Source organism: Shewanella sp. FJAT-51649, assembly GCF_019457435.1.
GTDB classification, from domain to species: Bacteria; Pseudomonadota; Gammaproteobacteria; order Enterobacterales; family Shewanellaceae; genus Shewanella; species Shewanella mangrovisoli.
Map to the genome: position 1 here is coordinate 4551423 of NZ_CP080411.1, position 26383 is coordinate 4577805.

General features: G+C 48.7%; 26 protein-coding genes. 12 read left to right on the forward strand and 14 right to left on the reverse strand.

Annotation, left to right across the window (positions count from 1 at the left end):
• Nucleotides 1-45: 45 nt before the first annotated feature.
• Nucleotides 46-648, reverse strand: coding sequence for a tRNA-uridine aminocarboxypropyltransferase (locus K0H59_RS19905; protein WP_220054145.1), 603 nt, complete (start codon nucleotides 646-648; stop codon nucleotides 46-48).
• A gap of 203 nt (nucleotides 649-851) precedes the next feature.
• Here K0H59_RS19905 and K0H59_RS19910 point away from each other — a divergent pair, with 203 nt between their 5' ends.
• A complete protein-coding gene (locus tag K0H59_RS19910; RefSeq protein WP_220054146.1) occupies nucleotides 852-1685 on the forward strand; it encodes a putative porin in 834 nt (277 codons plus the stop codon).
• Between the two features lie 72 nt (nucleotides 1686-1757).
• Here the strand turns inward: K0H59_RS19910 and K0H59_RS19915 are convergent, their stop codons facing one another.
• Complete coding sequence (locus K0H59_RS19915; RefSeq protein WP_220054147.1) at nucleotides 1758-2966, reverse strand: multidrug effflux MFS transporter; 1209 nt, start codon at nucleotides 2964-2966, stop codon at nucleotides 1758-1760.
• A 115-nt stretch (nucleotides 2967-3081) separates the two neighbouring features.
• Between K0H59_RS19915 and K0H59_RS19920 the strand changes: the two genes are divergently transcribed.
• The gene (locus tag K0H59_RS19920) at nucleotides 3082-4041 is read left to right on the forward strand and encodes a LysR family transcriptional regulator (protein ID WP_220054148.1); all 960 of its coding nucleotides are present in this window, start codon (nucleotides 3082-3084) and stop codon (nucleotides 4039-4041) included.
• 61 nt (nucleotides 4042-4102) lie between these two features.
• Here K0H59_RS19920 and K0H59_RS19925 read toward each other — a convergent pair whose 3' ends face one another.
• Nucleotides 4103-5974: a methyl-accepting chemotaxis protein gene (locus K0H59_RS19925; RefSeq protein WP_220054149.1), complete on the reverse strand. Its 1872-nt coding sequence runs from the start codon at nucleotides 5972-5974 to the stop codon at nucleotides 4103-4105.
• Between the two features lie 433 nt (nucleotides 5975-6407).
• Between K0H59_RS19925 and K0H59_RS19930 the strand changes: the two genes are divergently transcribed.
• Nucleotides 6408-6743 (forward strand): hypothetical protein, encoded by a 336-nt coding sequence (locus tag K0H59_RS19930; protein WP_011718671.1) that lies wholly within the window; start codon nucleotides 6408-6410, stop codon nucleotides 6741-6743.
• A gap of 2 nt (nucleotides 6744-6745) precedes the next feature.
• Here K0H59_RS19930 and K0H59_RS19935 read toward each other — a convergent pair whose 3' ends face one another.
• Both K0H59_RS19935 and K0H59_RS19940 read right to left on the reverse strand, forming a co-directional pair.
• Nucleotides 6746-8203 (reverse strand): DUF4145 domain-containing protein, encoded by a 1458-nt coding sequence (locus K0H59_RS19935; RefSeq protein ID WP_220054150.1) that lies wholly within the window; start codon nucleotides 8201-8203, stop codon nucleotides 6746-6748.
• 36 nt (nucleotides 8204-8239) lie between these two features.
• Nucleotides 8240-8947: a hypothetical protein gene (locus tag K0H59_RS19940; protein ID WP_011718673.1), complete on the reverse strand. Its 708-nt coding sequence runs from the start codon at nucleotides 8945-8947 to the stop codon at nucleotides 8240-8242.
• Between the two features lie 190 nt (nucleotides 8948-9137).
• Between K0H59_RS19940 and K0H59_RS19945 the strand changes: the two genes are divergently transcribed.
• Both K0H59_RS19945 and K0H59_RS19950 read left to right on the forward strand, forming a co-directional pair.
• The gene (locus K0H59_RS19945) at nucleotides 9138-9665 is read left to right on the forward strand and encodes a DUF2780 domain-containing protein (RefSeq protein ID WP_011624477.1); all 528 of its coding nucleotides are present in this window, start codon (nucleotides 9138-9140) and stop codon (nucleotides 9663-9665) included.
• Between the two features lie 96 nt (nucleotides 9666-9761).
• A complete protein-coding gene (locus K0H59_RS19950) occupies nucleotides 9762-10223 on the forward strand; it encodes a TerB family tellurite resistance protein (RefSeq protein ID WP_220054151.1) in 462 nt (153 codons plus the stop codon).
• Nucleotides 10224-10313: 90 nt separating this feature from the next.
• Here K0H59_RS19950 and K0H59_RS19955 read toward each other — a convergent pair whose 3' ends face one another.
• A complete protein-coding gene (locus tag K0H59_RS19955) occupies nucleotides 10314-11138 on the reverse strand; it encodes an HDOD domain-containing protein (RefSeq protein ID WP_011718676.1) in 825 nt (274 codons plus the stop codon).
• Between the two features lie 295 nt (nucleotides 11139-11433).
• Between K0H59_RS19955 and K0H59_RS19960 the strand changes: the two genes are divergently transcribed.
• On the forward strand, nucleotides 11434-12045 hold the full coding sequence (locus tag K0H59_RS19960; RefSeq protein WP_220054152.1) for an energy transducer TonB: 612 nt from the start codon (nucleotides 11434-11436) through the stop codon (nucleotides 12043-12045).
• A gap of 61 nt (nucleotides 12046-12106) precedes the next feature.
• Here the strand turns inward: K0H59_RS19960 and yjeH are convergent, their stop codons facing one another.
• Nucleotides 12107-13375 (reverse strand): L-methionine/branched-chain amino acid transporter, encoded by a 1269-nt coding sequence (gene yjeH, locus K0H59_RS19965; protein ID WP_220054153.1) that lies wholly within the window; start codon nucleotides 13373-13375, stop codon nucleotides 12107-12109.
• A 226-nt stretch (nucleotides 13376-13601) separates the two neighbouring features.
• On the opposite strand from yjeH, the gene K0H59_RS19970 reads away from it, so the two are divergent.
• On the forward strand, nucleotides 13602-14033 hold the full coding sequence (locus K0H59_RS19970; protein WP_011624482.1) for an Lrp/AsnC family transcriptional regulator: 432 nt from the start codon (nucleotides 13602-13604) through the stop codon (nucleotides 14031-14033).
• A 270-nt stretch (nucleotides 14034-14303) separates the two neighbouring features.
• On the opposite strand, the gene nrfD is transcribed toward K0H59_RS19970, so the two are convergent.
• The 4 genes from nrfD to K0H59_RS19990 all read right to left on the reverse strand — a co-directional run bounded on the left by nrfD (nucleotide 14304) and on the right by K0H59_RS19990 (nucleotide 16948).
• A complete protein-coding gene (gene nrfD / locus K0H59_RS19975; RefSeq protein ID WP_088212475.1) occupies nucleotides 14304-15245 on the reverse strand; it encodes a cytochrome c nitrite reductase subunit NrfD in 942 nt (313 codons plus the stop codon).
• Nucleotides 15242-15928: a 4Fe-4S dicluster domain-containing protein gene (locus K0H59_RS19980; RefSeq protein ID WP_220054154.1), complete on the reverse strand. Its 687-nt coding sequence runs from the start codon at nucleotides 15926-15928 to the stop codon at nucleotides 15242-15244. The genes nrfD and K0H59_RS19980 overlap by 4 nt, the downstream gene beginning before the upstream one ends.
• A gap of 4 nt (nucleotides 15929-15932) precedes the next feature.
• On the reverse strand, nucleotides 15933-16397 hold the full coding sequence (locus K0H59_RS19985) for a nitrite reductase (protein WP_088212477.1): 465 nt from the start codon (nucleotides 16395-16397) through the stop codon (nucleotides 15933-15935).
• Nucleotides 16398-16474: 77 nt separating this feature from the next.
• Nucleotides 16475-16948 carry a DUF2726 domain-containing protein gene (locus K0H59_RS19990; RefSeq protein WP_088212527.1) on the reverse strand — a complete coding sequence of 158 codons (474 nt, stop codon included), beginning with the start codon at nucleotides 16946-16948 and terminating at the stop codon, nucleotides 16475-16477.
• Between the two features lie 413 nt (nucleotides 16949-17361).
• Between K0H59_RS19990 and K0H59_RS19995 the strand changes: the two genes are divergently transcribed.
• The 5 genes from K0H59_RS19995 (at nucleotide 17362) to menE (ending at nucleotide 23573) form a co-directional block, all read left to right on the forward strand.
• The gene (locus K0H59_RS19995) at nucleotides 17362-18330 is read left to right on the forward strand and encodes a LysR family transcriptional regulator (protein WP_088212478.1); all 969 of its coding nucleotides are present in this window, start codon (nucleotides 17362-17364) and stop codon (nucleotides 18328-18330) included.
• A gap of 176 nt (nucleotides 18331-18506) precedes the next feature.
• On the forward strand, nucleotides 18507-20228 hold the full coding sequence (gene menD / locus K0H59_RS20000) for a 2-succinyl-5-enolpyruvyl-6-hydroxy-3-cyclohexene-1-carboxylic-acid synthase (RefSeq protein ID WP_220054155.1): 1722 nt from the start codon (nucleotides 18507-18509) through the stop codon (nucleotides 20226-20228).
• A complete protein-coding gene (menH, locus tag K0H59_RS20005) occupies nucleotides 20228-21031 on the forward strand; it encodes a 2-succinyl-6-hydroxy-2,4-cyclohexadiene-1-carboxylate synthase (protein ID WP_220054156.1) in 804 nt (267 codons plus the stop codon). Before menD ends, menH begins: the two co-directional genes overlap by 1 nt.
• A 22-nt stretch (nucleotides 21032-21053) precedes the next feature.
• The gene (gene menC, locus K0H59_RS20010) at nucleotides 21054-22103 is read left to right on the forward strand and encodes an o-succinylbenzoate synthase (RefSeq protein WP_220054157.1); all 1050 of its coding nucleotides are present in this window, start codon (nucleotides 21054-21056) and stop codon (nucleotides 22101-22103) included.
• 6 nt (nucleotides 22104-22109) lie between these two features.
• Nucleotides 22110-23573, forward strand: a complete 1464-nt coding sequence (gene menE / locus K0H59_RS20015; RefSeq protein WP_220054158.1) for an o-succinylbenzoate--CoA ligase — start codon at nucleotides 22110-22112, stop codon at nucleotides 23571-23573.
• 58 nt (nucleotides 23574-23631) lie between these two features.
• Here the strand turns inward: menE and rpoH are convergent, their stop codons facing one another.
• From rpoH to ftsE, 3 genes are all read right to left on the reverse strand, one after another.
• Nucleotides 23632-24489: an RNA polymerase sigma factor RpoH gene (gene rpoH / locus K0H59_RS20020; RefSeq protein ID WP_011624492.1), complete on the reverse strand. Its 858-nt coding sequence runs from the start codon at nucleotides 24487-24489 to the stop codon at nucleotides 23632-23634.
• A gap of 230 nt (nucleotides 24490-24719) precedes the next feature.
• Nucleotides 24720-25685, reverse strand: coding sequence for a permease-like cell division protein FtsX (gene ftsX / locus K0H59_RS20025; protein ID WP_088212483.1), 966 nt, complete (start codon nucleotides 25683-25685; stop codon nucleotides 24720-24722).
• On the reverse strand, nucleotides 25682-26383 hold the full coding sequence (gene ftsE / locus K0H59_RS20030) for a cell division ATP-binding protein FtsE (RefSeq protein WP_011718689.1): 702 nt from the start codon (nucleotides 26381-26383) through the stop codon (nucleotides 25682-25684). The genes ftsX and ftsE overlap by 4 nt, the downstream gene beginning before the upstream one ends.

The window sequence follows — 26383 nt, forward strand, 5'->3', positions numbered from 1 at the left end:
TTTTAATTCGTACGGGGTCTCAAAAACGTAAGAATTTAAAATCACTTACTCTCCGTTCTGATAACGCAGCCTAACCTGAGCTGGCATGGCCCGAATGCGCAGCTCCACCATGGCATCGAAGGCATTCAGTAAAGGTGACACGTCTAAATCCGGCTCGAGGGCTTTTAGCATATAAGCACTCGCTTCTAAGGTTGACAAACTATCACTGCGGCTCGATTTGCGGATCTTGTATCTCGAAGCATAACCTTCGGCCAAGTGCACCGCTGGCAATTGAGCCAACCATGGATTGAGTTGCAAGATTTTAAAGGCTTTTCGCCAGGTGCCATCGATCAACAACAGTACACAATCGGTGTTAAGCCTCTGTTGTTCGACACTCACACTCTGCTCAGAGGGATACACAAGATAGACAGAGCGCCCACAATCCATCAATTGTTCACGCAATAAGGCAAAGTCCGCTTCCGTCTCGCCCACATACACTTGGGTGTTAGGGATAACTAGACTTAACATCTTGACGCTATTCTTTTTATGCTCGACTTCGGAGGGATGTTGCAATACCACTAGCTGCGTTTGCGGCTGTATGAGTTGCACATGGGCACAGAGGCAAGCTGTAAGGGGATAACGACAATGAGGGCAATAGTGGCGGCTCAAAACAAAATCTCTATAAAACGTTTATCCTGCAGTATAGCAGTTCACCTCAAAATTAGTATGGCACCCCGTTTAGTGCATGAATGTTAAACATTATTGACATTTTGTTTACAAAATGTATCTTCCGCTCACTAGGACGCTACGGCCGATAACGCTTCTCCCCATCTTGAGGCTGTTATTCGTCATTAATAATAAAAGGAACTGCAATGCTCATTAATCGACTTAACCTCGCACTCTTACTCGCCCTAACCAGTACCACAACCCTCGCCGTGACAGATAACACTTACCAGCATGATGTGAACTTGGTATACGCCAGTTCAACTGACGAGTTTAGCGATGGTTCTTGGGATGCGGATTACCGCTATTACTTTACGCCTGTTAGCCAAGATACTGTTCCCTATGCACTTAGCGGCTTTTTAGCACAATCATCTAATATCCGTGTTGGTTATAACGTTAGTGACCATTCCGACTTCTATCTCATTGATGGGGAATATGTTTTTGATTCTAAATGGTTTATTGGACTCAGTTATGGTGTGGTAGATAGTGATTATCAGGATACGAATAACTACGGTGCCAAACTTGGTTATTACTTTAACGACAATTCGGCCGTTTACCTGAAATATTCTACTGACAATACTGATCTTGCCTATGGGACATATTACAAAGGTGAAATTGACGTCGACAGTGTGGGTCTTGGTATTCGTAGTTTTATTCCATTAGAATCAACAGCAGGCGTTGACCTGTACGCAGACTTAAGCTACTCGCACCGTGAGAGCTCATCAACTTACAACATAGACACCCAGTACCGTTATACGAGTAATGACACATCTTTAAACCTCGGTGCACGTTGGTTTATCAACAAATCTTGGGCCGTGGGAGCAAGTCATACAATCCAGGATGAGGATGATCCCTCAACCATTTATACTTCTTATTACTGGCGTATTACTGATTTTATCTCCGCTCAGACAAGTATCTCAAAATTCATTGATTCAGATGCAGATGATGTCTTCTTAGCATTAGGTATCAACGGTCGCTTCTAAAAAAATGCCCGTAGCTATGGTCAAATAAGCTACGGGCAAAGGGTGTTTCTTTGATTAGCCGTTTAGGGTGTATTAATGCTCGGCGGCTAACTGTTCTTGGTGCCAGTGGTCGAAGCGGCTTAATGCCATCATCGAGAGTAATCCGACAGAAAATACGCCCATCACTAACGCCACCGCATAGGGGGCTGTCAGATTTGTTTGCTGTACTAGGCCTGCTATGACTGACGCGCCACTCATCTGAATAAAACCTAACATCGCCGTTGCGGTGCCTGCGCGCTCGCCAAAGGCTGACAGTGCCATACTGGTCGCTGGGCCTAATAAGAAAGCAAAACCAATACACAACAACATCATAGGCAACATAAAGGCAAAAGCGGCAGCCATACCCACACTTGGGCCAAATGCTTGAGCTGCAATAATCAATACCGCCGAGAGCACCAGTAACACTAAGGCAAGGATGGCGGTTGGACGGTTGCCTAACTTGCGGATCACCACTGGCGCGGCAAAACAGGCCACAATATTGACCAAGGCATTCAAGCCAAACAACCCACTAAAAGCCAACTCTGACACCCCTAAATGGCCGATAAGCCACACGGGAGAGTAAGACACATAACTTAAAATCGCCGCCATCGCCGACATACAGGCAAAGGCATAGAACAAGAAATGGGTATTGCTCAGCACAGGTTTATAACGACTCCAGCGGTACAGAGGACCTGTGCTAACCGTATTGGCTGGACGGGTTTCGGGTAAACGATAGCCCACCAAGAGCATCATCAAAATCGCGTATAGGGTCATAAACACAAAGGTCGAACGCCAGCCAAATTGCATGGCTAATAGTCCGCCAAGGGTGGGCGCCAGTGCGGGGATCACGCAGATAGCCCCATTTAAGTAGCTGTAGATACGGGCGCCTTCCTTGGGCGAATAACAGTCACGCACCGCGCTAAAGACTACAATCGAGGTTGAACAGGCCGCTAACCCTTGCAACACGCGGGCAAGTTGTAACCAATGGAATTCAATCGCAGCGGCGGCAAGTAAACTACTCGCGCCGTAGAGCAACACACCAAAGAGTGCCACGGGTCGACGTCCGTAACGGTCGGCTAAGGGGCCAATCAAAATTTGGCCCACACCCATAGCAAATAAAAACAGTACTAATGTGGACTGTACTTCACTGGCAGACACGGCGAACTCTGCCGCCATGGTTGGCATAGAAGGTAGATAAATATCAATCGCCAATGGGCTGAGTAGCACCAAAGACATCAAAATAGGTAACAGATTGCGCCGCATAAAACTTATCTCGGTTAAACAGTAAAAGGTATTTCAGTGGGCGCTATTTTAAATAACTCAAGGTATGAACAGAAATGGTATAATTTCCAAAGTGAATTTCCTCTGAGGAATATCTATGAATCTCGACAACTTAGCCAGAATCGATCTCAACCTACTGGTGATATTGAAGGTTTTGCTCGAAGAACAGAGTGTCACCCGCGCAGCGAGTCGATTACATATTAGCCAATCGGCATTGAGCAAGAGCTTGAATCGCCTGCGAGAAACCTTAGATGATCCCCTGTTCCAACGCACTGCCCATGGCCTTAAACCCACGGCCCATGCGCTCAATATTGGGCTCAAGTTGCCAAATATTTTGCAAGACTTATATCAACTCACTCAGCCGCCGACGTTTACACCGGCCAGCAGTAACAGGCAGTTTTCCTTTGCCATGGTTGAAAGTGCCTACGAAACCTTAATCCCCTATTTTATCGGCCCATTGTTAAGCACTGCGCCGAACCTGAAGCTCGACTCCTATGTGTGGACCGAGAAATCGATGCACGATTTGCAGCAGGGGCAAATTGACTTTGGGATCTCGGGGCGGGATCTACACCCGCTTTCAGACTCGCAAACGGACAGACTCCCAGATGGCATTAGCTGCCAAACCCTGTTTACCGACAGGCAAGTGTGTTTGGTTCGCCAAGATCATCCTTTGATGACCGCTCTCACCTCACCCCAGTGGGATTTAAATTTGTATTTGGATATGGCGCATGTGCAGGTGCGCTGTGAAGGGAGTGATTGGTGGGCGCTAGATTACTTTCTGGCCGACCTTGGCCACAGGCGCAAAATCAGCACGACTGTGCCCGATTTTTATGGCGCGGCTAGCATCTGCGCCCACAGTGATTTGATTTTTACCTTACCATCGAGCTTTGCATTGCACGCTTGTAAACTCTATCCATTAAGGCTGTTTCCTCTGCCCTTTGAATTTATTCCTATGGCCTATGTGCTGATCTGGCATCAGCGCAACGATGAAGACCAAGGGCATAAATGGATGCGCGATACCATCTGCCAAAGTGTTGAAAAGCTTATGCAACCCTAGGGGAAAAGCCATAAAAAGCCCAGGACACAAGCGTATCCAGGGCCGATTAAACTCAACACACTTACAGAATAAAGGTCGCTACCTGAGCATTGAGATCGTTCGCACGCGCCTTTAATGCTTGGGCTTGGGTCAGATCCGATTTCGCGGCCTCGGTGATTTCGTCGGTCACGTCTTTGATCGCCACCGTATTTTGGGTGATCTCCCCCGTAACTTGGGTTTGCTCTTCGGCGGCAGTGGCAATTTGCCCCGCCATATCCGAAATCACATTCACGGCTTGGGTGATTTCCTCCAGCGCCTTCACGGCAGCATTTGCATCTTCCACGCTGTTGCCCGCAAGCATTTGACTGCTTTCCATCAAACTCACGGCTTTTGCTGTGGTGCGTTGCAAGGTTTCAATGGTTGCATGTACTTCTTGGGTCGAATCCTGCGTCCGACGCGACAATACCCGCACCTCATCGGCGACCACGGCAAAACCACGGCCCTGCTCACCCGCGCGGGCGGCTTCAATCGCTGCGTTGAGCGCTAATAGGTTAGTCTGCTCCGCAATCCCTTGAATAGTCGCTAAAATGCTAGAAATCGACTGAGCATGGCGACTTAAATCTTCAATCACGTCCGTTGCCTGAGCGACTTCATCGGCGAGGGAATTGATCGAACTGCGGGTTTTATTGACCAACTCTTTGCCTTGGAAACTGCTCGCGGCCGACTGCTGCGCCGCTGTCGCAGTGTTTTCCGCATTAGCGGCAATTTCATTGGTCGCGCTCGCCATTTCGGTCACCGCAGTTGCCACCATGGCCACTTCCTGCTGCTGACGTTGCAGCTCCGCCACCGCAATATGGTTGGTTTTAAGGCTGCGCTCTGCATCCGTATCTAGCTCGCTGGCTAACTGACGAATATGGCTGATCAATTGATGCTGGCTGCCGACAAAACGGTTAAAGCTATCGGCCAACACGCCTACTTCATCCTGAGTATCGACCTCTATTCGTTGAGTAAAATCGCCATTGCCGTCGGCAATGCGTGCCAGTGCCTGTGACACGCGCCCTAGTGGACCTAATAGTAGATTCACCAACCAGGAAATCGCCAATACACTCAGCAATAACACTACGGCAGAAAGTCCAAATTGCGTCAGCAGAAGATCGGTCAGAGGTGCCTCTAGGGTCTCCTTATCCAGCACTATCACCAGCTCCCAATCGGTATTGGGAATATCGACACCCCAGACTAACTTATCACGGCCCTCATTCTCAAAATACATGGGCAGCAAGGCTCCCGCTTGGCGGCTCTGCTGGGGTAAATCATGATTCAGATCGTTGTCGATTTGGCCGACAGGCTTCATCGCCTTAGAGGCATCTTTGTAAGCAATCACAGTGCCGTCTTTGTGCATCATGATCGCATAGCCATTGGCGGGGAGCGTCATGCGATTCACGCTCTCGACTAGGCTCGCAATCGAGAGATCGCCACCTACCACACCTTGAGAAGTGGCCTGCGCCATAGTGACCACTAACACGTTATAGGCCACGTCGACATAGGGTTTAGTCAGGATTAAACCGCGCTCATTCATCGCCTGTTTATACCAAGGACGCGTTCTCGGATCGTAACCGGTACGGTCAATACTTGGATCTGAGTCCAACATCTGTCCTGTCTCGGTACCATAATAAGTTAGCTGAAATCGCCCTGAGGCCTGCGCCTGTTGCAATGCACTTAAACTGTTACCTTCCACCTTAGAGGCCAATGCGCCTACGATATCTTGGCGTCCAGCCAGCCATTCTTGAATGCGCTCGGCCTGTTGTTCACCTAAGCGTTGCACCTGCTCTAGGCTATTTTGCAATAACAATGATTTTTGACTGGAGTAGCTTTGCCAAGACAGCAAGCTGATCACGAGGGACAAGGCGATCACGACCGAAATCAGGATCTTTTGTTTAAGTGAATATGAGTTCATTTTGGTATCTACGATTTACACAGCACTGAAGGAAGGTATTGGACGAATGGTCATCACTCAATGTAATAAATTTACAGATTTAGCCATAACCAATCAAAATATCGGTTAAATTTTCGCACATCTTGCACAACAAACAAAGAATCACTTATCATCAAATTAATAAATAATTAAGCAAAAACATAAAGATAACTTTAACCAAATCATTAAAAACCTAATGATAACCAAAAGATCACAGACACCTCAGATTAAACAACAATTTGAGCTCCTAGACGTAAAACAACGTAAATTAACCCAAATTAACGTGACCCAATCCGTTTATTTATTGCACACTGACTCTCCATAGCATTGGGAAAGAGGCCTCTCGATAACGCCAAGTTGGCAAATCCTTAGATGATTTACCTTACGCCTCGCCCCATTTTGATTAGGAGTTCTTATGATCTATCAACAATTTCAACAGAGCCCATTTCAGCCACGCATTTCAGGAGCACGGGCTTGGTTAGCCATGGCCGTGAGTGTCAGCCTAATCTGTTTATCACTGTTTTTATTGCCTTTTGTGCTTTTATTTGGCGCCATTGCGCTCGGCTGCTTAGTGTTATTTAGCCGCATTTACGTGGCGCGCCAAGTGAGTAAGTTTAATCGTGCCCAGGCACAAGCGCAGGAAGCGGCGAGCCAAGAGACTGAGTTTTATCGTTCCACCAATGTGGTGCGTGAAATCCATGCAGAGCAATATCGCGGCCGCACCTTTGAACATCAACAGGATGAGAAATAATACTAAGCGCTTAGTAAGGTTTTTGCGCGCTTAAGGGTTTGAATCTCGCCGGGATCTTGGGTCATCTCCAGCACAGTATCAACTTGCAATGCGAGTGATTGCCACAGGGGCTCGATGATCTCGGCCTCTTTGGCATTAGCATGACGGCGCGCCAGGTTGAGCAGCGCCGCAGAGCCCACCACATCGATACGCCCTAAAATACCGTCCGCGAGTGCCATGCTCAGTTCAATCATGGCTGGCACACTGTGACCGTATTTAATTACTTCACGTAGATAACGCTCCGCCTGACTCACATCGCCACCCAAACCACTTTCATCGTTTAGCATGTGCTGCGCGCGGGTAAGCATGGCATCCAGCTGACCTTGCTCGGCCGCTTCGGCCATCCAATACTCACTCACGATAGGATCGCGCTGACAACCATCGCCGTTGGCGAGCATTAAGGCTAAATGGTACTGGGCATGGGGATAACCCGCTTGCGCCGCTTTATTAATAAAATGATAGGCTTGGGTCAGATCTTTGGTCTGATAATAGAGCACACCTAAATTCGCCATGGCTTCGGTCTGTTCACCCTCGGCCGCCAGTTGTAAATAGTGCTTCGCCTGCGCTAAATCCGGCTTAAATGACTCACTGCCCACCAGATAAAAATACCCCAATAACGCCATTGCATTGACGACACCCGCCTCAGCGGCCTTGGCAATCGCAGCTTCGCCGTGAATGGCATCGGCCCGTCCTTGATAGCCATGGATAAGCCCAACCCCATGTTCATAGAGGGCATCGGAATGATTTGGCGCCGCAAGGGCAAACCAATAGGCGGCTTTAGCAAAGGTATCACTGGCTTTTTGCGCCACTTCCTTTACCGCTGGGCCATTTTCATCTTCATTACCATAGGATTGATCGACTAAGGCAAGCTCTTGCTCTTTAAGCATTAATGCTTTGGTTTTAAAAGAGATCCCCACAAGGTATTGCGCCTTAGGGTCGTCTTCCATCACCGCACGGTAACAGAGGTCTTTGATGGTAACGGCGTCACTGGCTTGGTAACGATAAGCGGGAGCCGCACGCCCAATCACCTTAGGATACAAGTGCTCAATTAAGGCCAACACATCCTTGATGGCCTTTTGGGCCAAGGCGAGCAATTGCTCTTGAGTTAAATGGTATTTTTCAGGGTGGGCGCCACGGTTGCCATCACCACGCAGACGATGTAAGGCTCGTGTCGTCTTCACATCGATCAACCGCTTTTGGTTTAACAGCTCGATACGGTCATAGAGATTAGGACTAGCGAAGCTGACGGCTTTATCCTGACCGAGCAGTTCGGTCAGCCTGTGGGTAAAACTGCGGATATGCAACAGTGACTGGGTGGGCACATCCTGCACATAGTTTTTGGCATTGAGATAATCATCGAGAAGAGAGGCCGAAAAACCTTGGATAAATTCGCTATCCAGTAACTCAGCCCCTGTTCCCATAAATCCTTACCTCAGCTCGAATGTACTCGGTTGATATTATTCCGCGGTAGGCTGTTTAGTCACCATATACAGGCGGAACAGCGCTAAATTCACGAATAAACCGATAAATGCCATCAAGGTATCCGCCAGCATTTGCACTGGCAGGCCGCCAAGAGAAGCTGCGCCAGAGAGCTGAGCACCCACGACAGAAAGCGGCAGATAAAGCATCAATAAGGCGATGGTTTTCAGTACGATAGGACCACTAAAGCTAAAGCTTGCCTTAATGGCTTCCAGCGGTGTTAGACGTTCAACTACCACCATAAAGTTCACATAGGCGAGTCGCGCAAATAGATAGAAACTGATGACGAGGCCGACTAACCACAGTGGGCCAAACGCAGCAAATAGCATTACAGGCGCTAAAATCGCCAGTCCCGAAAACACACCCGCCAGCAGCAGGGGTGGTACAAAGGGTAAGCTGGCCTTCAATACCATTCCCGTCGAGGGATTATGCCCTTGGGATCTCAGCTCTAAAAACAGCGTTAATGCGGCGATCAGCACCGAAAAAATCAGCAGCAGTAGCATCATGGCGATCATATGCGGCGCGCCAAACTGCGGGTTTTCCAGATCGACTTTGCTCATCTCTGTGCCTAGCCACAGCTGGATCCCCACCTGCACTAACAGCAATGGCACTGTCAGCATGGCAAGCTGAGTGAGATGATTACGGAAAAAGTTATAAGCTTCGGTCAAAATTGCGGATAGTGACATGCGCCTTTCCAAAATAATTGAAGTAAATTAACACCGTGAATTGCCGCTAAGGATACCCAAAATCCCGCCCCAATGCACAACACAAATCACTTGAGTGAACCGTAAATCACAGAAAAGGACTGCAACAAAAGTCGCAAAGCCGTTACACTGTGGCCCTTTATTGCGCGCAAACCCTCAAAGGATGCCACTCATGAAACACACTCTCACTCTCTCAATCCTGATCAGCGCCACGCTTTTAGCGGCTCCCGCCAGTGCAGGCTGGTTAGATAACCTCGCAGGAACACAAGCAAAAACGGAAAAAGTAGCCACAGGCACCGCGACTCAATCCAACGAGTTAGTCGGTAGCGTGATGTCGCAACTCGGTTTAAGCCAAAACCAAGCCGAAGGCGGTTTAGGCAGCCTATTAGGCCTAGCCCAGTCTAGCCTAGGTTCGAATGATTACACCAAATTAGCCGCCAGCATCCCGAATGCCGACAGCCTATTAGCCGCAGCGCCAAAGCTTGACGCTAACTCGGGCGTTTCAGGCTTATTGTCTAAGGCGGGTAATATTGGCTCTTCCCTTCAAGGCAGTGCTATGGTGTTAGATGCCTTTGAAAAATTGGGTATTTCTAAAGATTTGGCCATGCCGATGATCAATATCGCCAAGTCTTACCTTGAGACAAATGGCGCCGAAGGCAGCTCAGATCTCCTGATGAAGGGCCTAAATTCCCTGCTGTAATCCTCGCTTTCACCCTAAGCCCATGGTTTAGGGTGAACTTTAGCGCCGTAAATCACTCTATTTAGTTATCCCTTCTTGCCAGAGCAGTGCCCTTTTATGATTGCTAAGCTGAAACGATTCCTTCAATCCCACACCCAGGCCATCTCCCCCGAGGAGAAAGCCCACCAGCTCAAGTTGGCGTCGGCGAGTATGTTACTCGAAGTGGTATTTGCCGATGAAACCCTCGCGGCAGAAGAAATGGCGTTACTGCCGACCTTGCTGACGGAAACACTGTCGATGCCAGCGCAGGAAGCCAATGAACTGATTGAAGAAGCGAAAAAAGCCCAAGGTAATGCTACCTCGCTCTTTGAGTTTACCAATACCATCAATGCCGAATTTAGCTTGGAGCAAAAACAACAATTGCTGTTAGCTATGTGGCAATTAGCCTATGCCGATGGACAACTCTCCCAGTACGAAGATCAAATCATTCGCCGCACCGCCGATTTGCTGTACCTCAAGCACAGCGAACTTATCCAGATGCGTAATCAGGCTATCGAAACTACCCAAGCAGCACGCTAAAAGCACTACATAAAAAAAGCATGAATCGCAGCGTTGCCATTCATGCTTTTGAATCAAGGCTGTAGATTGCCGTTTACTGTTCCAGCAGGCTTAGGCGAGCGCCTTACCGATTTCGAATCCTGCGCCTCTAAGCTCAGTTAACTTGGCTCGCAATCCTCCCATTTCCATCTTTAAGCCCTTCTTGGTCGCTAATTGCGATAACCAACTGGTTTTATCGTCATCGTCGATGCTGTCCCACTCCTCCAGCACTTTATAGGCGAGGCACAGCAAGGCGGCCAATTTAGAGAAAGGGTTCGAATCCTTGGGATGATCCTGATAAAGGATGCCCTGCACCAACGCGGGGGTGAATTTCCAGTTTTTAGCCAACAAAGCGCCAATATCGGGCGAGTCATAGCCGAGCAGTTCACGCTCAAACGCATGTTTATCTTTGCCCTGAGCCACCGCTTCGGTAATCTTCTCGGCATCTTCGGGGGAAATCGCCGCGATCAGTAAGTCACCAATCCGGTGAAGGATACCGCAGGTAAAGGCCTCATCGGGCTGCACTCCACAACGTTTGGCCATCTCTTGGCAATAGAGTGCAATTTCAAAGGTCTGCCCCCAAAACTGCGCGAGGTCGACCCCTTGGCATTTAGGCACTGATCCCATCACCGCCGACGCTAGGACTAACGTCCGCAGCGTCTGCATGCCAAGGCGTACTACGGCTTCGTCAATACTGCCCACCTCACGGCTGTGGCCATAGTGGGCGCAATTGGCTAGTCTCAGCACCTTTGCGCTGATCAAGGGATCGTGGGACACCTTAGTCGCAATATTTTTGACCGTGGCATTATCATCGTTAACCACTTCAAGCAGTTCACTGATGGCTTTAGGTAAACGGGGTAAGTCATCGACTCGACTCAGTAGCGCAGCAGAATCCATATTTATTCTCCTTCGACGTGAATGATCAAAATATAGAACACAGAACTTCGCCTCGCTTGCAAAGATATCGCCGTATATCAATGGCGTCTGCAACTTTCGTCTGCCTTCAAACGGCTTTTAAAACAGACAGCAATCCCCCACAAATCCGTTCGATAACACAATGGGCTCGTACTTTATGCCATTCCAGTCCCTGAAAAATCGTTCAACAATTATGCTTATTTGTAAATAAATGTTTCTAAATTTTAGTAATGAGTGATATAGATTAAATCTTGTTCATCCATTGTAAGGAAGCACTATGGGCCAAAATGCACTCGTTAATCGCACAGGTATTATCCTTGTTAGCGCACTGATCACCTTAGGTTTGTTCGTGTTTATGGCGCAACTTATCCATAATCCGCAGCCCTTGAGCGGACAAGCGAGCGATGCGCCGCAGATCAATATTTTGATGACGGAGCGAACGCCAATTCCGCCGAAGGAAAGCCGTAAACCTGAGCCACCTAAACCCATTCCGGCAAGGGAGCGCGTTACCGCTCCGGGAGAGAGCAATCAGCTCGTCGATTTCAACACTCAGACTTTTACCCCCGAAATACCAACCCAAACTACACTCTTTACCCAATCGGCAATGACGGCAGAAGCCTTACCAGTGGTGCAAGTGTCCCCTCGCTATCCCATTGATGCGGCGCAAAATGGCAAGGAAGGTTATGTGGTCGTGGGATTTGATATTACGGCAGATGGTACTGTTAGCAATGTGCGCGTGCTCGATGCCAATCCGAAGCGGGTGTTTGATAAGGCCGCGCTGTCAGCGGTGCAAAACTGGAAATACAAACCTAAGTTTGATTCGGGCAAGGCCGTGCCACAGATGAATCAACAGGTGCAGCTCGACTTTAAACTGGATCAGAAGATTTAAGGTAAGAGGCCAGAACGCACGCTGGTTGGCGTTCTGGTCTGTCATTCAGTGATATCGGCCACTAGGACACTTTATTTACCGCTAAGCTCTGTTTGCGACTGATATGCGTCTTCTGCCACCACAGGAATGGTGCCACGAACAAGATCAACACCAGCACGTAGGCCATACTTGCCCCAAGCGCGATACCTAAGGCCAAACAGAAGCAACAACCTAGTATCACTAAGGGTAAGTTACTGCGGGGCAATAACTTCGCCGCGGCTAACATGGCCATTAAGTAGATCACCACGAACACCCCATTACTCCAAGCAATTAAATGTTCGAGCTCTTGGCCCGTTGTGTGGGTCAGCACTATTACACTCGCCATCACGCTGAGTAACGCCGCCAAGGCACGGATTGGCACACCGTGACGATTTTTTACCGCAAAGCAGCGCGGCAAAATACCTTCGTTACTAAAGCTCCAGATAAGACGCGCGGCACTGGCGGCATACACGTTAACCGTGGCAAGACCGCTGGCAATCCCCAGCACACCAATCACTTGTGCACCATAGCCGCCCAAGAGCGCATCGAACACGCCGATCATGGCCACGCTTTTATCGGTCGGCACTAACAGTAAAATCAAGGTACAGGCCACATAAATAATACCCACCAGCACAGTGCCCATCATCATCGCGGGGATCATATCCTGCTGTGGACGGCGAAAATCATCGGCGAGGTGAGTCATGGCCTCAATCCCCAAAAAGCTCCAAAAAGCGATACCTGCGGCAATCATAATGGTGGGGATTTCTGGCGTGCCATAGCTAGCTAATGAGGTTAAGTGCCCAGGTTGCACACTGCTCGCCCCAAATAACAGCACCACAATCGCAACAATACAAAGGGTTAAGCCAAATTGCAGTTTGGCCGAGATTTGAATGCCACGCAGATTAAGCAGGAATAAACCGAAAATCACTAATACCTCGGCGCCAACCTTAGGCCAGCCATCGAGGGGAATGAGTGCATTAACAAACTGGAAGGTCATCAAAATCGCGGCCGGCGCGCCCATGGGCACCACCAGCAAAAAAATCAGCCCAATAGTACGGCCAGCAGTGCGACCAAAGGCCTTTTCCACAAAATATGCAGGACCCGCAGCATGGGGAAAGACGCTCGCCAGTCGACCAAAAATCAATGCCACTGGAATAATGGCTAAGGTCAGGAGTGACCAGGCGATAAGCGCGCCGGCCTGGGCTTTGTCGATTGTCATTTGCGGGAGAATAAACACCCCTGTGCCCAGCAAAGTGGTGGCCATTAAGCCTGCACCTTGCCAACGTCCTATAGTTCCGCTATGTGAGTTCATCTGTTAAAATTCAGTGGTTTTGAAGCCGTCAGTATAGTGAGATTCTACGCCGCAATCTGCCGTCAATCTCAGTGTTCTTCGTGGCAAATACCGGCAAAATGACGGCAAAAATGCATATTTCCGCCAAAATGACGACACAGCCCTAGCACAAGGTGCTTAACTGATATTAGCTTGCCTTGGCAATGTGCCTCGTGCTTTTTTACAACCCGTTTTATCGGAGCTCAAGTTGGATAAGTTTGATACCGCCATCATCCACAGCCTGCGCCAAGATGCTCGCCAGAGTGTCTCCAGTATTGCCGAGCAGGTGAATCTTTCCCGCAGCGCCGTTGCCGAGCGGATTAAAAAACTCGAGCAAACTGGGGTGATCCGCGGCTATCAGGTTTTACTGAGCGAATCGCAAAAGGAAGGAGTATCGGCTTATTTCGAAATCCAGCATAAATGCCCGCGCTGCGCCGATGTGGTGCATGTTTTTCATGCCATCCCCGAGGTGATCACTTGCCGTGGTATCTCTGGCGATATGGATTTACTGGTGTATGTGCATGCCCCTTCGATGCGCCGCTTGCATGAAATTCGTGAATATATCGATACCCACACGGACATCATTAAAATTAAAACCCATGTGGTGATGAGTGAGTGGATAAATAACGCTGGTGAATAAACATGCTTTGCCCCCAAACAAGAAACGCCACCCCTAAGGAATAAAGGTGGCGAGGCCCTTGTGGAGGCAGGGCAAACAATACCTAAATGTAAAAATATGGCTTCCCTTCCCAATAACCTCCCTGTGACAGCAAATCGCGACAAGACAACACTCCTTTAATCACTCAGCCAGCGTCATTAAAGGGGTTGGCTCACGGTGCATTCCTTAAACACCGCTTCGCCATTCACCGTAATTCCTTATTATCTATAACCTTGGGCGAACCGTGCCCAATTAAACGACCGTCATTTGCCCCGTGTAGAGAATAAAGTTACGCAGCAGTAACACACCAATGAGACTTAAGCATGCTGTGCCTGCAACATAGGCCCACTTACGTTTTGAAGTGGCCGTCATAAACAGGTTCATCGCCAATGGGCCAGACAATCCCAGCCCGACAATGCCAATCCAGAAGATCCATCCCCAGAAGCCGTAACCTATCGCATTGAAGGCTGCAAACTTACTCTGACCTCCAGACAAGACCAGCCCCATAAAGAAAGTGAAAATCAGCACTATCTCCACCAAAATCAGTGGGATCTCAACCTTGTGGATAAAGTGCACTTCCTTGGCATTAGGATTCGCATTAAGCAGCACACCACCCAGTAGAGAGGATGCGGCGCCCGATGAAAGCCCCGAAGCCAAAAACAGCAGCGGCAACACGGGATTTTTCAACATCGGATAACCGGGTAAAGCCGACAGCAAAAAGCCGGTATAAGCCCCAAGCGCGAGGGAGAAGATCACCAATAAACCAGTAATCGTTGCCTCGAAACGGCTCAGCCAGGCGGTGAACTTCAGCACTATGGGGAAGCGATTCTCACACCAAGCATCGATAGGTTTACGGAATAGCAAGCCAATCCACATAAACATAAAGACTTGGTAAATCAGCAGAATCAGCACCCCCATCGACATCACTGACTTGGGATTATAGAAGACTAAGATCTTCCAAAAATCGAAGGGCTTAGTTAAGTCCAAGACTAAGATGCCCAAACCCGCCATCACAGCCACGGGCGCCACAATACAGGCCGCTTGTACAAAGCCAGACTGGTAGGCGTTATGCTTTAACACAAAATGTTTGAGTAACACCGCAAAGAACATGGCGCCGGCCGATGCGCCCGCTAAAAACAGGTAAATCGCGATCGGCCAATGCCACACTAGCGTATCAAAATGTAGGGCGCTCATATTGCTACCTCCCCTGATTTGGCCACGATACGGAACAGTTTTGGCCGCGTACCTAGGTCAACCTTAGCCCTTTGGGTCGGGTTAGCCTTCAGCACTTGTACCACCTGTGAACTGGGATCCTTTAAGTTGCCAAACACCAATGCCTTAGTTGGACAAGCCGCGACGCAGGCGGGCTGTTTACCTTGGGCCAGATTAGTTTCACGGCAAAAATCACACTTGTCCGCGGCATGGGTAACGGGATTGATAAAGCGAATTTTGTAGGGACAAGCCGCAATACAATACTGACAGCCCACACACTTCCACGCATCCACCGACACGATTCCCGTTTCTTTATCGATAAAAGCGGCACCGGTCGGGCAGACATTGACACAGGGCGCGTCTTCACAGTGCTGACAAGACTTACGACTAAAGTGATAAAACTGGTTTGGATATTCTCCGTAAGGTCCGGTTTGTTCTATCTTCAGCCGAGAAACTCCCTCTGGCACCTGGTTGGTTTCACGGCATGCAACCTCACAGGCCTTGCAACCTATGCACTTAGTCTCATCGTGGATCAGCGCATACTTCACGCTGGGTTCGGCCTTCGCCTCATTCGAAGCACTGACAGTCGCGAGCAGAGTCGCTCCCGAAGCGCCGGCCAACAGGGCGCATGTCCCTTTGAGAAATCTTCTTTTTGAATTTTCCATAACCTTACTCCTGCTGGCCTGTATGACAATTACGGCACAGCTCACTGCGAACCTTAGGCGTCATCTCTGCCATAGGATCGGTGGGGCTATGTAATTTATGGCAAGCGGCACAAGCCACTTTTTGCGCATGCACATTATGCGTCCACTCTTGGGCACTGAGCTTGGCGGGAGTATGGCATTTTCGGCATACTTTCAACTGGGCTGCGGTATCGGACGCATCTTCTAATCCAAATACCACTAAATCATTCGGTTTCTTAGGGTGATCACCCTTTTCACCATGACAACTTGAACAGGTCATTTTCATGGCATCCTGGCCGTGATGCCCTAACATTTGACCATTACGCTTATGACACTTCATGCAAGCATCACTGTTGATTTGCTGAGCGGGTTCGGCACTCGTTGCAGAAAAGCTGAGTAGCAAAGCCACGGCACCCAAGCGTAATGACCACAGCCATTGTCGTGTAGACATAGCGAGTCCTCATATCGATAGATTGGGAAGGCAAAGAGGAAGCAGGGTTCGGAAGGCTCCGAACCCGACAGTCGTGGTCAGACGGCTAAAGCTTGCTTAAGGCTTTGGGGATCCCACTGCTTATGCTGGTTCATTTCAATAAAACCAATATTGAATTTACCGAACAGCTTTTTCATGGGTGAGTTGATTTGCTTACCAGCATCACTGATCACCATTTTGACTTCAGATGAGTCATGGTCAATCAACACATAGTCTAGACGGCATTCATGATTTAAATCAGCATCATGCTGGTCCATATCAAATACTGTGTCTAATGGCACATTGCAGCAGACATCGTATTTACCTTCTACGACAGTTTTGAGTGATTTAAAAAAGTTAAAACTCTCTTCATCAAATAACACTGGTTTCAGTTTCATTTCATGATGTGCTTCATCAGGATCTGCTCTAAAAAACTTAATGCAGGTCATGACAAACATTACAAACACGAATGGCACTGCGACGAATAGTACAAAGTACATAAACGCATAGCTGAGAATGACTGAAGTGTTCATATACGCCTCCAATAACACAATTATATTTTTGTTATCTCCTTTTAAAGCAGCTTCAGTATTATTGTTAATCCGAATTATTTTTTTGATCTTCGTCACATTTAAAAATGGCAAATTAAACATAAACAATAAGTTAAGATGCTGAGCACATTACTGTTTAACATAAATCTTAAATGCATATATTGATAATAGTTAATTGAAAAATTGAAATTCAAATAATCAAATACCAGAAAGTAAAATTTCAAATTAAATTAAAAATATTTTTTGAAAAATAAAAAATATAAATCTAAACTTTCTGTTACACATAGATAAATCAAAGGTGCAAAACTTGGGACGGGTTTCACATTAAATCTAATAAATAACATCATAATCAGGTGTTATTCATAGCGTTAACTCAATATTAAGGAATATTAAAAATGCATATTAATAACATGGACAACCTCGATATTTTGAGTTTAAAAATACTTGTTTCATTATATGAGAACAAATCCGCAACCTATGTATCAAAGGCGCTGGACATTCCTGCCCCAAAAATAAGTCGTAGCCTTAAAAACCTGCGGGAGACATTTGGTGATGAACTTTTCATTCGAAAAAAATACGGCTTATTTCCCAATGAGTTTGTCACTCATTTATATCCCATTGCGAAACAAACCATAGAATGCTCGGATAAATTTCAAAAGGTGCGCGCGGCAAATGCAAGCCAAGTCAAAACCCATGTTGAAATTGCAGCGCCGGGCCTTATTGCCTATGCGTTTCCTAAAGCCTTGATGCAGGCCATTAAGGATGAACAAAAGCCCATGCAGATTAATATCACCCCCTGGTCGCTGCACACGACACAGGACATCATCAATGGCGATGTGTCCTTAGGCATTTGCTGCAATAAGAGCACCGCCGATGTGGCGGCTTTTGGTGATAAGTTGCAAACCACGACGCTGCAACACATGGACAAGGTTTATCTCATCGCCAGTCGTAATCATCCGATTTTTAAGCGCGAAATCACGCTTGAGAGCATTGCCGAATATCCTTATGTCAACACGGACCTCGGTAATCCCAGCACTCGGCTCAGTCCGTACCAAGAGTTCTGTATTAAACATGGCATAAAACTCAATACTGAAATTACCATTACCAGTATTTCGAGTCTGTTTGAATATCTCGGCGAGAGTCAGACGATTTCCTTACTGCCCTATCGGGTAGTTTATGAAATGGTGAGCGATATTCCCGAGTTACACACCTGCCAGTTATCGCAACTTGAGGCCGAACGTTTGTACGCCCATACCGAGGCGCCGACGATTTTCCTCGTGCAAAAAAACCAACCGAATAAAGTGAATGAAGACTTGCTCTGGCTAAGCGGGCAGATAAAGAAAATCGTCGATAATATTATCTAACCACTAAATGACTGTTCATTTTCCATCTTGTTATACGAGGTGATAGGCAACCTGCGCCTTAGCTTAGGCTCCACCTCACCCTCCTACGCACAACCCCAAGTTTTGTTAAGCCAGACATACATCTTAGCCGCCAAACACGTTACACTAAGCCCATCTTTATCCTGATAGATCTTGCTATGCGAACCGAAAACACAGCCACACTGAACCTGATGTGGGGCGCACTTATTCTGGAAGAATTAGCACGTCTTGGTGTGCAGCATGTCTGCATGGCACCGGGATCTCGCTCAACGCCGCTAACCTTAGCCGCGGCTCAGCAAACTAAGCTTAAACGTCACTTGCATTTCGATGAGCGTGGCTTAGGTTTTATGGCCCTCGGATTAGCCAAAGCCAGCTGCGCTCCGGTGGCAATTATCACCACCTCAGGCACGGCCGTCGCCAACCTTTATCCTGCGATAGTCGAAGCTTGGCTCACCCATGTGCCTTTGATTGTCTTAAGCGGTGACAGACCGCCAGAATTACTCGGCTGTGGCGCCAATCAAGCCATAGTGCAACCGGCGATTTTTGCCAATTATGCCCAGCAGGTAAACCTGCCCACGCCGGATGCGCACATTGCGCCGCAGATGTTGCTCACAACGCTCGATGAGGCGGTGGCAAACCAAACACGCCCAGTGCATATCAACTGCATGTACCGTGAACCTTTATATCCGAGTGAGATGAGTGACAGCATTCTCGATAGCGAATCGCCTTATCTGAGGCCACTGCAAACTTGGTTACAACACGCCAGACCCTACACTCAATATGGTAAGAGTGAACAACTCAGCAGCCCGAGCGATGACGCCATTATGCGTTTCGTCCACGGCAAGGGCGTCATCATTGCGGGTACGCTCACGCCGGAGCAAGATCCACAGCAGCTTATCACCCTCTCACAAAAAATTGGTTGGCCATTGCTGACCGATGCACAGTCGCAACTGCGACAACATCCGGCGGCGATTGGCAATATTGACCAACTACTGCAACACCCCAAGGCGCGCAATCTGTTACAAGAAGCGGATCGCGTGCTGGTGTTTGGCGGGCGTTTATTGTCTAAGCGTTTGATTGCTTACCTTGCCGAGCAAAACTGGCACAGTTACTGGCAAGTGCTGCCACAGCAGGACAGGCTCGACCCAAGCCATAATGCCAAACACATTTGGCACGCCAACGCCGCGCAATTTGCTCAACTTAATTGGTATCGTTCTTCTTCGGCCAATTGGGCCAACACCTTAGTCTCCTACAACGATGAATTGCATAGTTTATTTGTGCGTAATATCGATCAAGGTGAGTTTGGTGAGGCGCAGGTTATCCGCGCCATTGCCAATACGCGGCCGTTAGAACAGCAATTGTTTATCGGCAATAGTCTGCCCGTGCGCTTATACGATATGTACGCCCCAGTGAGTTGTTGCACGGCCACCACTTACACTAACCGCGGCGCATCGGGGATCGATGGCTTACTGGCCACCGCCTACGGCATTGCCGCGCACCAAGGTAAGCCCACGAGCTTGATTATTGGGGACTTATCCCAGCTGCATGATCTCAACTCTTTTGCCATTGCCCGCAGCTTAACCAGTCCGCTGGTGATCATTATTCTCAACAACGATGGCGGCAATATCTTTAATCTCTTGCCCGTTCCCAACGAGGAGCTGCGCAGTGATTACTACCGCTTAAGCCATGGTCTAGAGTTTGGTTACGCGGCTGCCATGTTTAATCTGCCCTATAATCAAGTGGATAATTTAGCCGATTTCCAAAGTTGTTATCACGAAGCCCTCGATTATCAGGGCGCTTCAGTGATCGAAGTCAGTGTGAGCCAACATCAAGCCAGCGAGCAGATTGCCGCGCTTAATTTATGGGTGAAACAAAGCTAATGCCAACCGTGGCCCGTTACGGGGAAGTCTCGCAGCCAAACTTAGTCCTGCTTCACGGCTTTTTAGGGACTAAGGCCGATTGGCTGCCGCTTATCACCGCACTGAGCCAGCATTTCCATTGTATCTGCCTCGATTTACCCGGACACGGTGATAATCAGCAAGAGCCGTCATCGACGCTCACCAATGGTTTCGACTATTGTGTCCAAGACATTATCAACCGCCTCGACCGCCTGGGTATTGGATCCTTTTTTCTTTACGGTTACTCCCTCGGTGGCCGGATTGCCTTACATCTTGCCAAGACGTATCCGCAGCGCATTTTGAGCTTATGGCTAGAGTCCTGTCATCCAGGGCTAACCGATACCGCAGAGCCAGCCGCACGCAGCAAAAACGACAACCTGTGGGCCAAGCGTTTGCACAGCTTAAGCAGCCGAGATTTTTTACAGCTTTGGTATCAACAGGCAGTGTTTGCCGATATGTCGGACAAGGCGCGGCATGCCTTGATAGCCAAGCGTGCGGCGCTGCTCGACCAACATCCCAAGCAAACGCTAAAACAGATTTTTTTAGCCACATCACTGGCTCGCCAAGCCTCTCTCTGGGATGTACCTGCAAGCCTTGACTGCGAATGCCATTTTTTTGCGGGCAGCCAAGATGCGAAATTCACCGCAATAGCAAAGGCTTGGCAAGCGCAACAACCCATCATCTTGCATCAGATTGAACAGGCTGGGCATAACATACATCAAGCCAATCCCGCGGCATTAGTCGCCTGCTTAAGCGCACTAAAGCTTAAAAAATCGATGACTTGATACAGATAAATTTAGGGAAAATATGATCTTAACTTCGCTCAGCTTGTACTTATATCGCCTGCCCTTAGACCGCTTTTTGCCCGTGGGGAAACAGCGCATCGACCACAGAACGGGCTTAGTGTTGCAGGCAAAGGCACAAGCAGAGGGCGAAGAAAGCGAGCGACTGGTTGAAATCGCGCCGCTCTCAGGGTTTGATATCGACCAACAGCCATTGTCCGGCTTTAGCCGCGAGAGCCTAGATGAAGTACAGCAGGCCTTAGTGGCGTTATTGCCCAAGCTGCAAAACCAGCCTATCGATTGCTTGCTCGAGCAGGCCGAAGCGAGTCCCTTTCCATCCATTGCCTTTGGCTTGAGCCTATTGCACGCCAAACTTAACGGAAAACTCGAATCGGTGCGCCCAGTTACCAGCACAGTACCGCTCATCTATCAGCCGGCGGATGCGCCCAAAACCGAATTGATCGCTAACATTGCGAGTCTCGATAGCGGCGTGCGCTCAGTCAAAGTGAAAGTCGCACAAACCTCAATGGAAGATGAGTTGGGCCTGATTTATGGCATCTTAGGCCAGAGATCCGATCTCAAGTTGCGCTTAGATGCCAACCGTGGCTTTAGCTTAGAACAAGCCCTCGATTTTGCCGCCTGTTTACCGCTAGAGAGCATTGAATATATTGAGGAACCTTGTCAGCATCCGCAGGATAATCAAACTCTGTATCGCGCCATTCCTCTGCCCTACGCCTTAGATGAATCCCTCAATGATCCGGATTATCAATTTGTGATGCATGAGGGACTCACGGCACTCATCATCAAACCCATGCTACTTGGCAGTATTGAAAAAATTCAGTGCCTTATCGACGAGGCCCACAGCCATGGCGTGCGCTGCATCTTAAGCTCAAGTCTTGAGTCCAGCTTAGGCATCAATGACTTGGCTCACTTAGCCGCCATACTGACGCCCGATGAAATTCCAGGGCTCGATACTTTGAGCGCCTTTAGCCAAGATTTAATCGTACCAAGCGGCAAGTCTCAATGCTTGAAGCTTCATCAACTTAAACTTGTCGCCAATACACAGCAGGATTAATTGCCAATGTCCGAATCTCAAACATTGGCATCATCCCAATCCATTTCACCGCAAGGTATCTCGCCATTACATAGCGCTGCGCTCACCTCGCCCACACAAACGGCGGTTAAGTGTAATGGTCATGACATCAGCTACGCCCGCTTAAGCCATATGGTGCTGGGCTTGGGTGAACAGCTCACGCGCATAGGTGTTGGCCAAGGGCAACCTCTGGCGTGTATCAGCCGCAATAATTTAGAGATGATTTGCCTGTATTGGGCCTGTGTGGATATTGGCGCAATCTTCTTTCCTATCTCGCCGCGTTTTCCTCTAGCGCAAGTTCAAGGGCTTATCGATAGCCACCAAATCCCTTTCTATTGGAGCGAAACTGAGTTGGCCTTGTCAGGCAGTCATCCACTCACGTTGGATTTTAGCCTCGACGTGAGTCCAGCCAGTGAGCAAGCCGCGACAGCCTTTGATCTTTATCGCCCGAGCAATGTGATTTTAACCTCTGGCTCCAGCGGTTTTCCTAAGGCGGCCGTGCACCATCTTGCGAATCACATTGCCAATGCCGAGGGCGCCCGCAGCCTGATCCCGCTGGTCACAGGTGATGCTTGGTTGTTGTCGTTACCCCTGTTTCATATTGGCGGCCTCGCCATTCTCAACCGCTGCGCCTTAGTGGCGGCGACGGTAGTGCTGCCGGATCCGACTCTCCCGCTGCAGGCACAAATCGAGCGCGACGGCTTAACCCATGCTTCCCTCGTGCCGACACAGTTACTCAATCTACTCGCCGACAAACAGGCTTCACTCAAGAGTATTAAAGCCCTGCTACTCGGCGGCGGCGCAATTTCTGTCGATTTGCTTAAACAGCTCGAACAGCGGCATATTGCCAGCTTTACCAGTTACGGCATGACCGAGATGGGCTCGCAAATTACCACAGGCCCAGCGCTAAGCGATGGCACCAGTGGCAAATTACTCCCAGGACGTGAGCTCAAAATTGTCGATGGGGTGATTTGGGTGCGGGGAGATTGCTTATTTATGGGCTATCTCACGGATAAGGGGATCGAAAAACCACTCGATGCCGAGGGTTGGTTTTATACCAAAGACAGGGGCGAGTGGGATGCTAACGGTAATCTAAAGATACTAGGCCGCGTCGATAATATGTTTATCAGTGGCGGCGAGAACATTCAGCCAGAGGAAATTGAAGCGGCGCTCAAACTGCATCCGCTAATTGATGAGGCGATCGTCTTCCCTCAACCTGATGTCACCTTCGGTCAACTCCCCGCCGCCATTATTCGTGGCGACATTATTCTCGGCAGCACAAGCCAAGAGATAAGTGCGATAGAGGCTGAGCTTGAAATCTTTCTCGCCGACAAAATCGCCCGCTTTAAACGACCGCGCCGCTATTACCCTTGGCCAGAAAATACCGAACAAACGGGTTTAAAAGTGAATCGCAAGCAGCTTATTGCCGCGATTCAATCCGAATCCTGTTAATTTCAAACATAAAAAAACCTGCCGTAGCAGGTTTTTCTATGTCTCACGCCGAGCCGAATTAGGCTTCCATACAAGCCTTAAGCTTGTTCATGGCGTTTTTCTCTAACTGGCGAATGCGCTCAGCCGAGACTTGATAGGTTTCTGCCAATTCTTGCAGTGTGGTTTTATCATCGTCTAACCAACGGGCACGCAGAATATGCTGGCTACGCTCGTCTAAGGTTTTGATGGCCGATAATAAACGACCTTGGGCATTGGATTCCCAGTTATCGTTTTCGATGTTTTCGGCTAAATCCGATGAATGATCTTCGAGATAATGTACAGGGGCAAAATCCTGCTCATCATCGTTATCACTGCTCAGGTCAAACGCAGGATCCTGCGCCGCCATACGTGATTCCATCTCAGTCACATCGGCCTTAGATACACCTAAGTTTTCTGCCACCATTGCGACTTCATCATCGCTAAACCAACCGAGGCGAGTTTTCGCTTTGCGGATATTAAAGAACAACTTACGTTGTGCTTTGGTGGTTGCGACTTTAACAATGCGCCAGTTTTTCAGCACATATTCGTGAATTTCAGCTTTAATCCAGTGCACAGCAAAAGACACTAGACGGACACCCACATCGGGATCGAAGCGCTTAACCGCTTTCATCAGACCGATGTTGCCTTCTTGGATCAAATCCGCCTGTGGCAGACCGTAACCTGAGTAGCCCTTAGCAACGTGCACCACAAAACGTAAGTGCGACATAATCAGTTGCTTCGCCGCTTGCAGATCACCCGTTTCCTGCAAACGCTTGGCTAACTCATACTCAGTCTCAGCGTCTAACATTGTCATGCTAGTCACTGAATGGATATAAGCTTCTAAACTACTGCTGCCCTGAGGGACTGTTAGTGCCATTGATTGCGTTTGAAAGGTCATTCGCGCTCCTACTCTCTTACTACTTATCAAATATAAGTCGATTTCATCCCGTGGTTTAACTCAAAACACCTTAAGGATGAGCTGACGAACTATCGGCTAATTGACAGAGTATGTCAACCTTCGCTCGTCTGGGGTGTTACTTTTAACCCCGTTGAATAGACATTGCAAGTGAACAAAAGTTCATCGCTTGCCTTATCTACTCGTATTTTTAAACGATAAACGATTGATCATTAAGAGGGTTCAATCGCTCTTAAATGTTGCCTTACCGAAAGGTAAGAGCCCAGCCAACCTAAGAAGGAGGCTAAGCCCACTAATTGTAGCAGTTCGGTAAAGGTCAGAGATTTCATCTCTAACTGACTGCCGTACAAACCGAGCAGCTCAGCTAAGGCAGAATCCAGATACCAAACCAATATGTTAATGATAAGCCAAGCCAATACGCCGCCAATCACTCCGTACCAAATGCCGGTATAAAGGAAAGGGCGCTGAATAAAGGACTCTGTCGCGCCAACCAGCTTCATCACTTCAATTTCGGTGCGACGGTTCATAATCGCCAAGCGAATGGTGTTACCTATTACCAACACCACGGCGAGCACTAATAAGGCTGCAATCGCCATCACGGTACGTTCGAGCAAGCGCACCACGGCTTGCAGGCGCTCTAGCCATTCGATATCTAAGCGACCAAAACTGATTTCAGGCTCGCGCTCCAGCTTAGATAACAACTCACGGGCACCCACGGGGGTGGAATAACGCTGAGTCGGCGTTACAGTAATCACCGCTGGTAGCGGGTTTTTATCGAGATAGGCTAACGCCTCACCAAACCCCGACAGGCGCTGAAACTCTTCGAGCGCTTGATTACGGTCGATATACTGCACCTTTTCCACTTCGGCATAGGCTCGGATGCGGGTCAGCAAGCTTTGGATCGTCTGCTCGCTGCGATTCTCATCGATAAACAATGAAATCTCCGCCGCGCTGTTCCAAGAGCTGGTAATAGTCTCAGCATTTTTAACTAATACTTGCAGCGCCGCAGGTAAGCTTAAACTCACCCCGAGAACCGCCATGGTCATCAGAGAAGAAACCGGGCTGCGCCACAACTCACCCATACTCGCCATGGCTTGCTGCACATGACGAATAAAAAACATCACGATACGCCCCGAGATGGGCAACTTGCTGCGCGTTAGTTTGGCATTATCACTCATAGCCCATCACCTCGAGCAGTCGCGTGTCCATGGTGTAATTCCTGTGCGCCAAGCATACGACCCTGTTTCAGGGTGAAAGTGCGGTACTTCATCCGCGCGATCAGTCCCAAATCGTGGGTAGCGATAAGCACGCTCGTGCCTGCATCGTTAAAGGTTTCGAATAAGCGCAAGATATCCATCGACAACTTAGGATCCAAGTTGCCCGTTGGCTCGTCGGCCAGCAATAGTGGCGGTTTATTCACAATGGCGCGGGCAATACCGACACGTTGCTGCTCACCACCGGATAACATAATGGGGTTATGGCGCTCTTTGCCATATAAACCCACCATATCCAGCGCGCCAGCGACACGCTTGCGGATCTCGCCGTGGGAGAAACCTTCAATCACTAATGGTAAGGCGACGTTGTCGAATACGCTTCTATCCATCAATAGATGATGGTTTTGGAAAATCATCCCAATATTGCGGCGCAAATAGGGCACGTGTTTAGGGCTGATTTTGGCAATATCATGGCCATTAATCGCCACGCGACCAGTGGTTGCGCGCTCGATCACTGTGATTAATTTCAACAGGGTACTCTTACCCGCGCCCGAATGGCCGGTTAAGAATGCCATTTCACCTTTTTGTAGATGAAAATTCACCTCTTCCAGTGCCATTTGGCCACCAGGATAAATCTTACTGACCTGCTGAAAATCAATCAT